Source organism: Roseomonas sp. E05 (assembly GCF_030063475.1).
GTDB lineage: Bacteria > Pseudomonadota > Alphaproteobacteria > Acetobacterales > Acetobacteraceae > Pseudoroseomonas.
Genome location: NZ_JASIRT010000001.1, coordinates 1 through 13,803 on the forward strand (window position 1 = coordinate 1; position 13,803 = coordinate 13,803).

Annotated in this window: 12 protein-coding genes and 1 pseudogene; 7 read left to right on the top strand and 6 right to left on the bottom strand. The window is 72.3% G+C overall.

From position 1 onward, the window contains the following. Nucleotides 1-104, top strand: a pseudogene (locus tag QMO56_RS00005) (IS5/IS1182 family transposase); the annotation flags it as partial. Between the two features lie 55 nt (nucleotides 105-159). Here QMO56_RS00005 and QMO56_RS00010 read toward each other — a convergent pair. Both QMO56_RS00010 and QMO56_RS00015 read right to left on the bottom strand, forming a co-directional pair. Then, nucleotides 160-1,260, bottom strand: coding sequence for an MFS transporter (locus QMO56_RS00010; RefSeq protein ID WP_283522960.1), 1,101 nt, complete (start codon nucleotides 1,258-1,260; stop codon nucleotides 160-162). Between the two features lie 103 nt (nucleotides 1,261-1,363). After that, on the bottom strand, nucleotides 1,364-3,052 hold the full coding sequence (locus QMO56_RS00015) for a methyl-accepting chemotaxis protein (protein WP_283522961.1): 1,689 nt from the start codon (nucleotides 3,050-3,052) through the stop codon (nucleotides 1,364-1,366). Nucleotides 3,053-3,189: 137 nt separating this feature from the next. Between QMO56_RS00015 and QMO56_RS00020 the strand changes: the two genes are divergently transcribed. The 4 genes from QMO56_RS00020 to QMO56_RS00035 all read left to right on the top strand — a co-directional run bounded on the left by QMO56_RS00020 (nucleotide 3,190) and on the right by QMO56_RS00035 (nucleotide 7,629). Next, nucleotides 3,190-6,021 carry a helicase-related protein gene (locus tag QMO56_RS00020; protein ID WP_283522962.1) on the top strand — a complete coding sequence of 944 codons (2,832 nt, stop codon included), beginning with the start codon at nucleotides 3,190-3,192 and terminating at the stop codon, nucleotides 6,019-6,021. A 31-nt stretch (nucleotides 6,022-6,052) separates the two neighbouring features. Next, entirely contained in the window at nucleotides 6,053-6,352 is a 300-nt protein-coding gene (locus QMO56_RS00025; RefSeq protein ID WP_283522963.1) for an RNA-binding S4 domain-containing protein, read from the top strand. Between the two features lie 102 nt (nucleotides 6,353-6,454). After that, nucleotides 6,455-6,787 (top strand): ferredoxin FdxA, encoded by a 333-nt coding sequence (gene fdxA, locus QMO56_RS00030; protein WP_283522964.1) that lies wholly within the window; start codon nucleotides 6,455-6,457, stop codon nucleotides 6,785-6,787. A 185-nt stretch (nucleotides 6,788-6,972) separates the two neighbouring features. After that, entirely contained in the window at nucleotides 6,973-7,629 is a 657-nt protein-coding gene (locus tag QMO56_RS00035) for a CarD family transcriptional regulator (protein WP_283522965.1), read from the top strand. Between the two features lie 91 nt (nucleotides 7,630-7,720). Here the strand turns inward: QMO56_RS00035 and QMO56_RS00040 are convergent, their stop codons facing one another. The 4 genes from QMO56_RS00040 to QMO56_RS00055 all read right to left on the bottom strand — a co-directional run bounded on the left by QMO56_RS00040 (nucleotide 7,721) and on the right by QMO56_RS00055 (nucleotide 12,449). Next, on the bottom strand, nucleotides 7,721-8,506 hold the full coding sequence (locus QMO56_RS00040; protein ID WP_283522966.1) for a Bax inhibitor-1/YccA family protein: 786 nt from the start codon (nucleotides 8,504-8,506) through the stop codon (nucleotides 7,721-7,723). A gap of 113 nt (nucleotides 8,507-8,619) precedes the next feature. Then, nucleotides 8,620-9,129 (bottom strand): nucleoside deaminase, encoded by a 510-nt coding sequence (locus QMO56_RS00045; protein ID WP_283522967.1) that lies wholly within the window; start codon nucleotides 9,127-9,129, stop codon nucleotides 8,620-8,622. A gap of 78 nt (nucleotides 9,130-9,207) precedes the next feature. Then, entirely contained in the window at nucleotides 9,208-11,709 is a 2,502-nt protein-coding gene (locus QMO56_RS00050; protein WP_283522968.1) for an ABC transporter permease, read from the bottom strand. After that, nucleotides 11,706-12,449 (bottom strand): ABC transporter ATP-binding protein, encoded by a 744-nt coding sequence (locus QMO56_RS00055; RefSeq protein ID WP_283522969.1) that lies wholly within the window; start codon nucleotides 12,447-12,449, stop codon nucleotides 11,706-11,708. The genes QMO56_RS00050 and QMO56_RS00055 overlap by 4 nt, the downstream gene beginning before the upstream one ends. Between QMO56_RS00055 and QMO56_RS00060 the strand changes: the two genes are divergently transcribed. Next, a complete protein-coding gene (locus QMO56_RS00060) occupies nucleotides 12,427-13,119 on the top strand; it encodes an arylesterase (protein ID WP_283522970.1) in 693 nt (230 codons plus the stop codon). The genes QMO56_RS00055 and QMO56_RS00060 overlap by 23 nt on opposite strands. A 6-nt stretch (nucleotides 13,120-13,125) precedes the next feature. Then, complete coding sequence (thpR, locus tag QMO56_RS00065) at nucleotides 13,126-13,710, top strand: RNA 2',3'-cyclic phosphodiesterase (protein WP_283522971.1); 585 nt, start codon at nucleotides 13,126-13,128, stop codon at nucleotides 13,708-13,710. Nucleotides 13,711-13,803 lie beyond the last annotated feature (93 nt).

A 13,803-nucleotide genomic window follows, 5' to 3' on the forward strand; every position in this document is an offset into this window, starting at 1 on the left:
ACAACCTCAAGCAGTTCCGTCGCGTCGCAACCCGCTACGACAAGCTCCTCGCCAACTTCCGCGGCTTCGTTCTGCTCGCCTCAATCGCCATCCTACTCCGCTGAAATCGTCACCACCGCCTAGAGCGTTTCTCGTGAGCCTGGGCGAACGGAAAATGCTCTAGGCCCGCAGCGTGAGGGCGAGCGGGATGGCCAGCAGGCACAGCCCGGCCATCGGCAGGAACACCCCGCCGCCGAGCGCAGCGTAGAGCGGGCCACAGAGCCAGGTGAACAGCCCCATCAGCAAGCCGACGCCGAGCGCTGCATGCAGGGTTTGCGCGGTGCCGGCCAGGGCAGGCGGCACCAGCCGCAGGATCAGATGCATCGCCGCCAGATGCTGCGCCCCGAAGCTCAGCGCGTGCAGCGCCTGCACCACCGCCAGGGCCGGCAGCCAGGTGGTGGCGGCCAGCACGCTCCATCGCAGCAGCCCCGCGCCGGCGGCCAGCAACGCCATGCCGCGCGGGCCAAGTCGCGCCACCAGCCTGCGCCCGAACAGGAACAGCGCCACCTCGCCCACCGCCCCCTCGGCCCAAAGCAGGCCAATGACGCCGGCCGAATGCCCGGCCGCCGCCCAGTGGATGCTGCCGAAGGCGTAATAGGCGGCATGGCTGCTCTGGATCAGACCGGAGAGCAGCAGCAGCCGCGCGAAGCCCGGCAGCCGCAGCACGGCGCGAAGGCCGCCCGCCTTTCGCTGCTCCGGCCGGGCGGGCGGGCGCGGCAGGATGCAACTCGCCGCCAGGGTGGCCAGCATGGCGGCGCCGATCAGCCAGGGCACCACGGCGAAGCCGGCGCGCCCCGCCAGCCATCCGGCGAAGGCCGCCATCACGATGTAGGCCACCGAGCCTGCCGCCCGCACGCGACCGTAATCCAGCCGCCCCTCGCGCATGGCGGCGAGGCAGAGCGCATCGGCCAGCGGCGTGAGCGGTGCGCTGGCGGCGTTCAGCAGCATCTGCACCAGCAGGAAGCCGAGCAACCCGGCCGCCACCAGGAAGCCGCCCGCCGCCAGCAGCCCGAGCAGCGCCAGACCTGCCAGCAGCAGCCTTGGATCGCCCACCGCATCGGCGCAGCGGCCCGCCATCGGCGCGGCCAGCAGCCGCACCCCGGAGCCCAGCGCCAGGGCGAGTGCGATCTCGTCCGGGCTCAGCCCCCGCAGGGCCAGGAAGGCAGGCAGGAAAGGCTGCACCACGCCGATGGCGGCAAAGACCGCGCAGAGCAGCAGCACATGGCGAAGGGCAGGAATGCGGGCACCCCGAGTTCGAAGGGGCCGGCAGGAACAGCCGCCGGCCCCCTCATTCTCCGTGCAACAAAGGCGGCGGTCCAGCCGGTCAGCCGTTGCCGATGCGGCTGAGGAACCCGTCCACCGCACCGCGCAGGCTGGTATTGCGTGCCTGCAGCGTGCCGGCGGCCTCGGCCAGCGCCGCCACCTCGCCCTGCGACTCGCCGGCGGCACTGCGCACCTCCTCATTGCGGCGGGCGACCTCGGTGGTGCCTCGCGCCGCCGCCGCGGCGGCCCGGGCGATCTCGCGCGTGGCCGCCCCCTGCTCCTCGACCGCCGCGGCGATGCTGCCGCTGATGCGGTCCACCTCGGCGATGGTGCCGGCGATGCTGCCGATTGCCTCCACCGCCGCGCCGGTGGCCTGACGCATCGCGGTGATCTGGCTGGCGATCTCCTCCGTCGCCCGGGCGGTCTGGTTGGCCAGGGTCTTCACCTCGGAGGCCACCACGGCGAAGCCCTTGCCCGCCTCGCCCGCGCGCGCCGCTTCGATCGTGGCGTTCAGTGCCAGCAGGTTGGTCTGCCCGGCGATGTCGCCGATCAGCTTCACCACGTCGCCGATCCGCGCCGCCGCCTCGGTCAGGCTCTGCATGGTGCGGTCGCTCTCCTGCGCCGCCTGGGCGGCGGCGGCGGCCACCTGGGTCGCCTCGCCGGTCTGCCGCGCGATCTCCTGCACCGCCGAGGCCATCTGCTCGGCGGCGGCGGCCACCGTGCGCACCTCCTGCGCGGTGCTGTCGGCCGCCTCGGCCGCCGCGCCGCCGGCGGTGGCGGTGCGTTCCGAGGTCTTGCGCAGCGCCGCGGCGGCGCCATCCACCGCCCGGGCAGCCTGGGAGAGTTCGGCCATGGCGCCATCCACCTCCTGCCGGAAGCTCCCCACGGCGGCGGCATAGGTCTCCGCCCTCTGCAGGCGGGCCTCGTTCTGCGCGCGCGCCTCCCGCTCCAGCTCGGCGGCGTGGCTCAGGTTGCCGCGCAGGCTCTCCGCCGCGCCGGCCAGCACGCCGATCTCGTCTGCCCGATTGACACCCGGCACCGGGCGATCCAGCCGCCCGCCCGCCATGGCGGTGATGCCGCTGGTGGCGCCCACCAGCGGGTCGAGGATGGTCCGCCGCACCGTCAGGGCCAGGACCGCCCCAAGCACGGCCAGCGAGACGCAGACCAGCAGCAACAGCAGGCTGGAAAGCTGGCCGGCATAGGCGATGGCGCCTTCCGCGGCCGCAGAGCTGTCCTCTTCGGCGGCCTTCGCGGCCTTGTCCAAAAGGGCGTTCAGCGCCTTCCGGTTGGTCCGGTTCGCCTCGTTGTTGCCAAGCAGGTTCGCCGCCGGGGGGCCTTCCTCCACGCCGGCGCGCGCAACTTCTGTACGGAAGCGGACGAACTCGTCCACCACCCGCGCGAGCTCGTTGAAGCCGGGCCGCTCATTGGCCGGAACCAGGGCGGCCCAAGCGGCCATCTCCGCCTGAAGCTGGGTCAGGTTGTCGTGCAGCGAGGCCGCCGCCTTGGCGGCGTCAGCTCCGGGCTGGGCGAAGTAGAGCAGGCGGCTGTCCGCCACCGCCCCCATCACGCGCCCGTTCACCCGCTCGGCGCGCCAGGCCACCGCCCCGGCGCGATGGATGTTCCGCACCTCGGCCTCGTAGCTGGACAAGGCCCAGAGTGCGAAGGCCGCCGTGCTGAGCGCCACCAGTCCCGAGAGCCCCAGCAGAACGTACAGCCTTGTCGCCAGCGAACGTGACAGCCAACGGAACATGCACTTCCCCTTCATTTCGCGCAGGCGCTGGCAGCCTGTGCCGCGGTTCCCGGCCCACAGTAGGGGGCGCTTCCCTTCGCGATGATTAATCAGCCACGGTTGCCAAGCCCCCGCGTTGGCGTCAGACAGAGACTGCGATGCCAGACCGCGCTTTCTCTTCCGCCGCCTCATCGATGTTTCCCGCGCGGGTCAAGGCGGTGCTTGGCCCGACCAATACCGGCAAGACCCATCTGGCGATCACCCGGATGCTGGCGCACGCCTCCGGTATCATCGGCTTTCCGCTGCGCCTGCTGGCGCGCGAGAACTATGACCGGATGGTGGCGGTGAAGGGCGAGCGCCACGTCGCCCTGATCACCGGCGAGGAGAAGATCGTCCCGCCGGAGGCGAAGTGGTTCGCCTGCACCGTCGAGGCCATGCCGCTCGACCGCCGCACCGAGTTCGTCGCGGTGGACGAGATCCAGCTCTGCGCCGACCCCGACCGCGGCCACATCTTCACCGACCGGCTGCTGAATGCGCGCGGCATGGTCGAGACGATGTTCCTCGGCGCCGAGACCATCCGTCCGCTGCTGCAGCGCCTGGTGCCGCAGGCCGAAATCGAGACGCGCCCGCGCCTGTCGCAACTCACCTATGCCGGACCCGCGAAGCTTACCCGCCTGCCGCCGCGCAGCGCCGTGGTCGCCTTCTCGGCCGGCGAGGTCTATGCCATCGCCGAGGCCATCCGGCGCCGCCGCGGCGGCTGCGCGGTGGTGATGGGCCGGCTCAGCCCGCGCACCCGCAACGCCCAGGTCGCGCTCTACCAGAACCGCGAGGTGGACTTCCTGGTGGCGACCGACGCCGTCGGCATGGGGCTGAACATGGACGTGGACCATGTCGCCTTCGCCTCGCTGACCAAGTTCGACGGCCACCGCTCCCGCCCGCTGGAGGCGCAGGAGGCCGCGCAGATCGCCGGCCGTGCCGGGCGCGGCATGCGCGACGGCACTTTCGGCGTCACCGCCGACTGCCCGCCCTTGCCGGAGGAGATGGTGGCCAAGATCGAGGGCCACCAGTTCGAGGCGCTGATGACGCTGGCCTGGCGCAATGCCCAGCTCGACATGACGAGCATCGACGGGCTGCTGGACAGCCTCGCCGCGTCGCCGCCGGTGCCCGGCCTCGCCAAGGGCAACGACGCGACCGACCACATCACCCTCGCCGCCCTGTCGCGCGAACAGGAGGTGCGCAACCTCACCAATTCGCGCGCCCGTGTCCGGCTGCTCTGGGAGACCTGCCAGATCCCGGATTTCCGCAAGCTGGCCGATGACAGCCACACCCGGCTCTGCGCCCGCATCTTCGGCCACCTGGTGAAGGAGGGCCACCTGCCGGCCGACTGGGTGGGCGGGCAGATCGCGCAATGCGCCAGCATCGAGGGCGACATAGACACGCTGATGACGCGGCTCTCGGCGATCCGCGTCTGGTCCTACATCGCCGCCCGCGCCGACTGGCTGCGCGACGCCACGCGCTTCCAGAACGAGGCCCGCGCCGCGGAGGACGCGGTGAGCGACGCCCTGCACGAGCGCCTGACCGCCCGCTTCGTGGACCGCCGTGCCGCGCACCTGATCCGCCGGCTCGACGACACCGCCGAGGAACTGCTCTCCGCCGTCACCCGAAAGGGAGAAGTGGTGGTGGAGGGTCACCCGGTTGGCCATGTGACGGGTTTCGTGTTTGAACCCGACGCAACTGCGGGTAATGGAGAAGAGCGCAAGCTCGTGCTCCGCGCCGCCCGCCGTGCCCTTCAAAGTGAGATGCCGAAGCGCGTGACTGAACTGGAAACGGCGTCCGACGACGCCTTCACCCTCACCCCCGCCCATCGGATCACCTGGAACGGTGCCGAGGTCGCGCGCCTGCGTCCGGGTCCGACGCCGGACAAGCCCCTGGTGGAGCCGCTGGCCTCCGAGTTCCTCGATGGCGCCCAGCGTGAGCGGGTGCGCGCGCGCCTCGCCACCTGGATCGAGGGGATGATCAAGCGCGACTTCGCCGCGATCGAGACCGCCGAGACCAAGGCGGCTGAGGACGGCACGCTGCGCGGCCCCGCCTTCCGGCTGCGCGAGCATCTCGGCCTGGTGCCCGGCGGCACCGAGGCGGAGATCAATCCCGAGCTGCGGCAGAAGCTGAAGGCCATCGGCATCCGCGCCGGGCGCTTCGCGCTCTACCTGCCGGAGGTGCTGAAGCCACGCCCGATGGCGCTGCGCGCCCAGCTCTGGGCGCTGAAGGCGGAATGCGACACGCCGGAGCTGCCGGGCGGCGGCCTGGTCTCCGTGCCGCCGCCGGAAGGCTGGCCGGAGGGCTTCGCCGCCAGCATGGGCTGGGTGCAGGCGGGGCCGGTGCTGCTGCGGCTCGACGTCGCCGAGCGCGTGGCCGGCGAGCTGGGCCACCTGACGCGGCGGGCACCCGCCATGCTGCCGCTGGACGTCGCCAGCCGCCTCGGCGTCAAGGCCGACACGCTGCCGACGGTGCTGAACGTGCTCGGTTTCCGCCTGCTGAACCCCGAGCCGCTGGCCGAGGACGCCTTCGGCCCGCCCGCGCCGCCGATGGTCAGCGCCCGGCGGGAGGACCACCGCAGCCGTTTCCGCCCCGAGCGGCGCGGCGACCGCCGCCCCGAGCGCGGCCCCGCCCGCCCGCCGCGCGAGGCCGCGCCGGCCGGCGCCGAGGCCGCCGCCCCGGCGGAGGGCGGCGAGCCCGCTGCCCGTCCGGAACGCGGCCCACGCCCGCCGCGGCGGGATGGCGGACCGCGCCCGCAGGGCAAGGGCGGCCCCCGTCCGCAGGGCGAGCGGCGCGAGTTCGACGGCCCGCCCCGAGGCGGCCGGGACCGCCGCCCCCCGCGCGAGGACCGCGGCGAGGCCCGCTCCTTCAGCTTCGCCCCGGCCAAGGAGAAGGGGCCGGACCCTGACAGCCCCTTCGCCGTGCTGGCCCGGCTGAAGCTCGGCAAGGAGTGACAGCGGTGCGGCCCCCGCCTCACGCCTGACCATGGCGGAGACCGAGGACCGGGACTGGCAGCGGCTGGACAAGTGGCTCTGGTGCGCGCGGGTGGCCAAGACCCGCACGGAATGCGCCCGCATGGTGACGCGCGGCCAGCTCCGCCTGAACCGTCAGCCGGTGGACAAACCACATGCCCGGCTCCGGGTGGGCGACGTGCTCACCCTGGCGCTGGGCGGGCCGGAGCGCGGCGTGGTGCGCGTCTGGCGCATCCTGGCGCTGGCCGAGCGGCGCGGCCCGGCCCCCGAGGCCCGCGCCCTCTACAAGGATCTCGACCAGCCCCACGCGTGAGGCGCAGCCGAGGCACCACACAAAGGTGGTTGCTTCGCATCGCGCTGCGGTCCATCTCTGCGCCGCACCGCGCGCCCGAACGATTGCCGAAGGAACCCGGCCGTGACCTACGTCGTCACCGAGAACTGCATTCGCTGCAAGTACATGGACTGCGTCGAAGTCTGCCCGGTCGACTGCTTCTATGTCGGCGAGAACATGCTGGTGATCCATCCGGACGAATGCATCGACTGCGGCGTGTGCGAACCGGAATGCCCGGCCGAGGCCATCGTGCCCGATAGCGACGACAAGGCCGCCGAATGGGCCGAACTGAACCGCCAGTATGCGCAGGAATGGCCGAACATCACCCGCAAGGGGGAGCCCCCGGCCGATGCCAAGGAGTGGGACGGCAAGGCCGGCAAAAAGGAAATGTTCGATCCCAACCCCGGCAAGCCCTGAGCGCACCGCCTCCCCGGCGCGCAGCGTGACGGCCCGGCGATTTTTTTGTATTCTAGGCTCCCGGGTGTGGTTGCCGGCGCCATGGCGCGGCCCCACCCTTTCCAGTTGCGTGAGGCCATGAGGCGGCTGCCGGTCGGGCAATGCCCCTCCGCCCACGCGGCAGCGGCACCAGGAGTTGAGAGCGGATGAAGCCACCCGCCGGCGCGAAATCCCCCCCCACGCAACCCGAGCCGGCCCAGGCCGCCCCCTCCTCCTCACGTCGCCCCGGCATGGCCGAGGGCCAGGCGCCCTCCCCCACCGAAGGAGGCGCCCCTTCCCGCCCGGTGCCGCCGCCAAAGCCGCTCGGCAATCCCGGCAGCGACTTCAAGGCGGGTGACCATGTGGTCTATCCCACCCACGGCGTCGGCCAGGTGCAGGGCATCGAGGCGATGCAGGTGGCGGGGATGGAGCTGAAGGTGATCATCGTCACCTTCGAGGAGAACCGCATGACGCTGCGGGTGCCGCTGGAGAAGGCAGCCTCCTCCGGCCTGCGCAAGCTCGCCGGCAACGACATGATGGGCGAGGCGATGGAGACGCTGAAGGGCCGCGCCCGCATCAAGCGCACCATGTGGTCCCGCCGCGCGCAGGAATACGAGCAGAAGATCAACAGCGGCGACCCCGTGCAGATCGCCGAGGTGGTGCGCGACCTGCACCGCAATGCCGGCCAGCCGGACCAGTCCTTCTCCGAGCGGCAGATCTACGAGCTGGCGATGGACCGGCTGGCGGCCGAGGTGGCCGCGCTCGACCAGACCGACAAGAATGCTGCGATGAACAAGCTGCTGGAGCACCTGAAGCAGGGCTGATCCGCCCCGCTTCCCACGCTGCCCGCATAAGAAAAGGCCCCGGAGGGTTCTCCCTCCGGGGCCTTCCTGTTCGTGGCCTCCGCGCCGCAGGTCAGTCCTGCTGGCGCACGCCCATGAACTGCAGCAGCAGCTGGAACAGGTTGATGAAGTTCAGGTACAGGCCGAGCGCGTCGAACACGCTGCGCTTGGCGGCGACGTCCGTACCCTGCTCATACGCGAACTCCAGGTAGTCCGCCTTGATCCGCTGCGTGTCGTAGGCGGTGAGGCCGACGAAGACGACCACGCCGATGACGCTGATGGCGAACTGCAGCGCGGAGGAGCCGACGAACATGTTCACCAGGCCAGCAATGATGATGCCGATCAGGCCCATCATCATCAGGCTGCCGAGCTTCGTCAGGTCCGCCTTGGTGGTGTAGCCGTAGAGGCTGACGCCGGCGAACATGCCGGCCGTCACCACGAAGGTGGTGGCGATGGAGGCGCCCACATAGACCGCGAAGATGCTCGACATGCTCGCGCCCATGGCGGCGCAGAACAGCCAGAACAGCGCCTGCACCGTGGTCTTGCTCATCCGGTTCACACCGAAGGAGAGCACCAGCACAAAGGCGAGCGGCGCCAGCATCGCGGCGAAGCCGAGGATCGTCGGCTGGGTCGCCGCGCCGCGCGGCGTCATCACCCGGGCGAAGAACAGCTCGGACAGGCCGGTATTGGCGATCACGTAGGCGACAACGGCGGTCAGCAACAGGCCGGACGCCATCCAGTTGTAGACGCCGAGCATGTAGGAGCGCAGCCCGGCATCGACGGCGGCCGCGTCAGCCGTGCCGACGCGGCCCCAGCCGGACGCGCCCGTCGTGTACCGGTAGTCGGGACCAGAGGCCATAGGTGTCAAACTCCTAGCAGCGCGGAGAATCCGCGGGTCATGGTTTATATGGACAATCCGTAATCTTGTTCAACGGGAATCGCCCTGCCGTTGGAGAAGGACGAGCCGTCACGTCATGCCGGGCCTGCCTCCCAGTACCCAAGATGGGGTTCCGCGCCTTCTTCCTCCAGGCATGGCCCGATCACGCAAGGTGGTGCGGCGGCACTTTCCAGCACTGCCCGGCAGGAGAGCGAAAGTCCTGCCGTCTCCGGCCGCGCGTTGCGCAGGTGCAGGATGGCGGCGCCGGAGAGCCCGTACACCACCCGGCCGATGCCGCTGTAGAAAATCGCGGCCGCGCACATCGCGCAGGGTTCGCCGGAGGAATAGATCGTTGCCGCTGCCAACTGCGCGCGCGGCACGCCGGCGGCCTGCAGGGCGGCGAGCGCGTTCATCTCGGAATGCGCCAGGGTGCCGCCGCCGCTCGCGCCCTGGGTGCTGCCGGCCTCCGCCAGCACCGCTCCCTCCGGCGCCGCCACCACCGCGCCGAAGGGCCGGTCGCCCCGCCGCCGGGCGGCCGAGGCCAGGGCGAAGGCGCGCCGCAGCAGGCTGGCATCGGGCGTGGCGAGCGGTTGGGTCTGGGCCATGCGCCAGTCTAGGCTCCGCTGGCCGTCCTGTCAGCGGGGATGAAAGGGGGATGCCGGCCAGCCGCATGGTGCGCCCCCTCACTCGTTCCGCAGCAGCGGCGCCGCGCGGCCGCGCAGGGCGAGCGCGGTGCCGGCATAGCCGAGCAGCAGGGTCAGCGCGGTGCAGCCGGCCACCGTCAGCGCCAGGGTGCCGGGGAGGAAGACCCAGTCCGTGTGCATGACGAAATGCGCCACCGCCCAGCTTGCCGCCGTACCGCAGAGCGCCGCCAGCAATCCGGCGGTCAGGCCGAGCAGGCCGAACTCCACCAGCCAGGCGTGGCGGATCTGCGCCCGGGTGGCGCCCACCACCTTCAGCACCACGGCATCCCGCACGCGGCGCCGCTGCCCGGCCGCCATGGCGCCGGCCAGCACCAGCCCGCCGGCCAGCAGCGTGACGCCCGCCACCGCCGAGATCGCCGTGCCCAGCCGCTCCAGCAGCCCGGCCACCGCCGCCAGCGCGTCCCGCACCCGGATGCCGGAGACGTTGGGGAAGGCGTCCGTCACCGCGCGCAGCACCGTGGCGTCCTCGGCGGGGTCGCCGCGCACCGTGGCGATGTGGGTGTGCGGCGCCGCCTCCAGCAGGCCGGGCGAGGCGATCAGCACGAAGTTCAGCCCCAGCCCCTGCCACTCGATGTCCCGCGTGCTGGCGACCTTCAGCGGCACCTCGCGGCCGAGCACATCCACCGTGATGGTGTCACCGATGCCCACGCCCCAGCCCTCCGCCAGCCGCGCGTCGAGCGAGACCAGCGGCGGCCCCTGGTAGTCGGCCGGCCACCATTGCCCGGCGGCGATGCGGGTGCCCTCGGGCGGGGTGGCGGCATAGGTGAGGCCGCGGTCGCCGCGCAGTGCCCAGCGGGTGCCCTCGCTGGCCTGCACCTGCTCCACCGGCACGCCCTTGATGGCGACGATGCGGGCGCGCAGCGAGGGCACCCGCTTCACCTCCACCACGCCGGGCTGGGCGCGCGCCACCGTGTCGAAGCGCTGCGCCTGGTCGGACTGGATGTCGATGAAATAGAAGTTCGGCGCCGCCTGGGGGAGCTGGTCGTGGATCTGCCGGCGCAGGTTGCCCTCGATCATCGCGACGGCGGACAGCGTGGTCAGCCCGATGCCGAGCGAGACCAGCATCAGCGCGGTCGGCGCCCCCGGGCGGTGGAGGTTGGCCAATCCCAGCCGCAGCGCCGGGCGGCGGATGCCGCGCAGCCGCCGCGCGAAGGCGATCAGCGCCGCCGCCCCGAGGCGGAACAGCAGCAGCGTGCCTCCCGCCGCGGCGCAGAAGCCGAGGGCGAAGAGCGGCTGCTCGGCGGTGCCCACCACCAGCGCCACCAGGGCCAGCACGGCGGCGGCGTTCACCGCCAGCAGCGAGAGGCGGGGCCGGGAGCGCGTGGCCTGCACCGTGTCGCGGAACAGCGCGGCGCCCGGGATCTCCCGCGCCCGGCCGAGGGGCCAGAGGGCGAAGGCCATCGCCGTCAGCAGCCCGTAGAGCGCCGCCTGGGCCAGCGGCAGCGGATAGATGCCGAGCCGGGGCGGCACCGGCAGCGTGCCCTGCAGCAGATGCGCCGCCAGCAGCATCAGCCCCTGCCCCGCCACCAGCCCGACCAGGATGCCGAGCGCCGAGAGCGCCAGCACCTGGATCAGGTAGGTGGCGAAGATCACCCGCGCCGGCGCGCCGAGGCAGCGCAGGGTGGCGATGGTGCGGCTGCGCTGGTCCAGCCAGGCGCGCACGCCCGTCGCCACGCCGATGCCGCCCACCAGCAGCGCCGTCAGCCCCGCCAGCGTCAGGAAGGAGGCGGCGCGGTCGAGGAAGCGGTTGACGCCGGGGGAAGCCTCGGCGGCGTCACGGATGCGCCAGCCGCCATCGTCGAAGGCGGCGCGCAGGTCGCGCGCGAAGGCTGCGGGCGCCAGGCCGGGCGGCAGGGCGATGCGGTATTCGTACTGCACGAGGCTGCCGGGCTGGATGAGCTGGGTGCGCGTCACGGCCTCCAGCGCGATCATCGCGCGCGGGCCGAGGATGGCAGGGCTGGCCACCTTGTCCGGCTCGCTGCGGATCAGCCCGGCAAGGCGGAACCGCCCCTCGCCCAGCCGCACGGTGTCGCCGGCCTTCAGGCCGAGCCGTTCCGCCACCAGCGGCTCCAGCGCCACGCCATCCGCCGGCAGCGCACCGGGCGGGTCGAGCTCAAGGCTCCCGTAGAGCGGATAGGCGCCATCCACCGCCTTCAACTCCACCAGCGTCCGCTGGCCGGAGGGGGCGATGGCCATGGCCCGCATCTCCACCACTTCCGAAAGCCGGGCGCCACGCGAGGTGATCCAGTCCCGCGCTTCCTGCGGCATCGGGCGATAGGAGACGCGCACGGAGAGGTCGCCGCCCAGGATGCGGGCGCCGTCCGCCGCCAGCCCCGCCTCGGTGGCGGCGCGCAGCGTGCCGACGGCCGCGATCGCGGCGACCCCCAGCGCCAGGCAGGCCAGCACGATGCGCAACCCCTTGATGCCGCCGCGCAGCTCGCGCCGGGCGAAGCGGAAGCCGAGCGCGAGCGTGCCGCTCATGCGGCTTCATCCGCCACGAAGCGCCCGTCGGCCATGCGGAGCTGCCGCCCGCAGCGGGCGGCGAGCGCCGGGTCATGGGTGATCAGCAGCAGGGTGGTGCCGAGCTGCTCGCGCAGGCCGAAGAGCAGGTCCATCACCTTCTGGCCGGTGGCGCCGTCCAGGTTGCCGGTCGGCTCGTCGGCCAGCAGCAGGCTGGGCTCGGCCACCACGGCGCGGGCCAGCGCCACGCGCTGCTGCTCACCGCCCGAAAGCTGGCCGGGATAGTGCCCGAGCCGGTGCCCCAGCCCGACCCGCGCCAGCGCCGCCTCGGCGCGGTCGAAGGCATCGGCCCGGCCGGCGAACTCCAGCGGCACGGCGACGTTCTCCAGCGCCGTCATGGTCGGCACCAGATGGAAGGACTGGAACACGATGCCCAGATTGTCCCGCCGGAAGCGCGCCAGCGCGTCCTCGTTCAGCCGGGCGAGCTCGGCGCCGGCCACGGTCAGGCTGCCGCCCGAGGGACGCTCCAGCCCGGCCAGCAGCATCAGCAGCGTGGTCTTGCCGGAGCCGGAGGGGCCGACGAGGCCCACCGCCTCGCCCCGTTTCACCTCCATATCGAGCCCGCGGAGGATGTTGACCTCACCCCCGGCCGCCGCCACCTTGAAGGTTAAGCCACTGGCCCGGATCAGGGCCGTGTCGCGCCCGCCCCCCGCCGGGGGCTGCGCTGCGGGGGATCGGATGGCATTGGGTGCGTCCAGCATGTTCCGCAGATATGGCCGCCGTGCCGCACTGCGAAGGGCTGCTCTCGGTATCGGAATATTTCTTTCGGTGAAGCCCGGCGGCGGCGCGCGCGCCCAGGGTGAGGCACCGGTGAAGCTGCTGATGCTCGGCGACTCCATCACCGCCGGCTACGGCCTCGCCAAGGAGCAGGCGCTGCCGGCGCAACTGGAGGCGCTGCTGCGTCAGTCCGGCGAGAAGGTGCAGGTGATCGCCGCCGGCGTCTCCGGCGACACCACGGCCGGCGGCAAGTCCCGCCTCGACTGGGCGCTGGCCGACCAGCCGCAGGCGGTGATCGTGGCGCTCGGCGGCAATGACGGGCTGCGCGGCCTGCCGCCCGCCGACACCTATGCCAACCTGGACGACATCCTGACCCGCCTGAAGGCCCGCGGCATCCCGGTCCTGCTGGCGGGGATGCTGGCGCCGCCCAACCTCGGCGCCGATTACGGGCGCGACTTCGCCGCCACCTTCCAGCGGCTGGCCCGGGCGCATCCCGGGGCCGTCTTCTACCCCTTCCTGCTGGAGGGCGTGGCGGGCGACCCCGAGCTCAACCAGCCCGACCGCATCCATCCCAATCCCCGGGGCGCGGAGGAAGTGGCACGCCGCATGCTTCCCGCTGTCCGGGAGCTTCTGTCCAAGGTGCAGGGAGGTTGAGCCGCCATGCCACGCCTGTTCGTTGCCCTGCCGGTCCCGGAAATGCTGCGCGTGCAGCTCGCCGACCTCGCCGGCGGCATCCCCGGCGCCCGCTGGGTGCCCCCCGAGAACTATCACCTGACGCTGCGCTTCATCGGCGAGGTCAACGGCTGGCAGGCCGATGAGGTGGATGACGCGCTCGCCGGCATCCATGGCCGCCCCTTCGACCTCCAGCTCGCCGGGGTGGACGTGTTCGAGAAGGCGGGGCGCATCCACTCGCTGCACGTGAAGGCGGAGCGCAGCGAACGCCTCGCCCATCTTCAGGCCAAGGTGGAGACAGCCCTGCAGCGCGCCGGCCTGCCGCCGGAGCGGCGCCGCTTCACGCCGCACATCACCCTCGCCCGCACCGACAAGGCGGCGCCGGACAAGCTGATCGCCTTCGTGCAGGCGCACAACCTGTTCCGCCCACCGCCGGTGGTGATGGACCGTTTCTCCCTCTTCTCTTCCCGGCTGGGGAAGGAGCAGGCGCATTACGAGGCCGAGGTGGACTACGCGCTGGACGGGCCACCGAACGGCGGCGAGGACCGCACCTCGCGCGAGGCGGACGCCTGAGGGAAAGACCGGGGGAAGGAATTCCCCCGGACCCCCATCTTTTTTCTGTCCGTCGGGCAACGCTTCCGCTGGCGCGCCAACTGCTCTAGGCAG

Coding starts and splice junctions, on each gene's coding strand:
- QMO56_RS00060 (WP_283522970.1), top strand. CDS start 12,427: ATGGCATTGGGTGCGTCCAGCATGTTCCGCAGATATGGCCGCCGTGCC.
- QMO56_RS00055 (WP_283522969.1), bottom strand. CDS start 12,449: ATGCTGGACGCACCCAATGCCATCCGATCCCCCGCAGCGCAGCCCCCG.
- QMO56_RS00050 (WP_283522968.1), bottom strand. CDS start 11,709: ATGAGCGGCACGCTCGCGCTCGGCTTCCGCTTCGCCCGGCGCGAGCTG.
- QMO56_RS00040 (WP_283522966.1), bottom strand. CDS start 8,506: ATGGCCTCTGGTCCCGACTACCGGTACACGACGGGCGCGTCCGGCTGG.
- QMO56_RS00035 (WP_283522965.1), top strand. CDS start 6,973: ATGAAGCCACCCGCCGGCGCGAAATCCCCCCCCACGCAACCCGAGCCG.
- QMO56_RS00025 (WP_283522963.1), top strand. CDS start 6,053: ATGGCGGAGACCGAGGACCGGGACTGGCAGCGGCTGGACAAGTGGCTC.
- QMO56_RS00045 (WP_283522967.1), bottom strand. CDS start 9,129: ATGGCCCAGACCCAACCGCTCGCCACGCCCGATGCCAGCCTGCTGCGG.
- QMO56_RS00015 (WP_283522961.1), bottom strand. CDS start 3,052: ATGTTCCGTTGGCTGTCACGTTCGCTGGCGACAAGGCTGTACGTTCTG.
- thpR (WP_283522971.1), top strand. CDS start 13,126: ATGCCACGCCTGTTCGTTGCCCTGCCGGTCCCGGAAATGCTGCGCGTG.
- QMO56_RS00020 (WP_283522962.1), top strand. CDS start 3,190: ATGCCAGACCGCGCTTTCTCTTCCGCCGCCTCATCGATGTTTCCCGCG.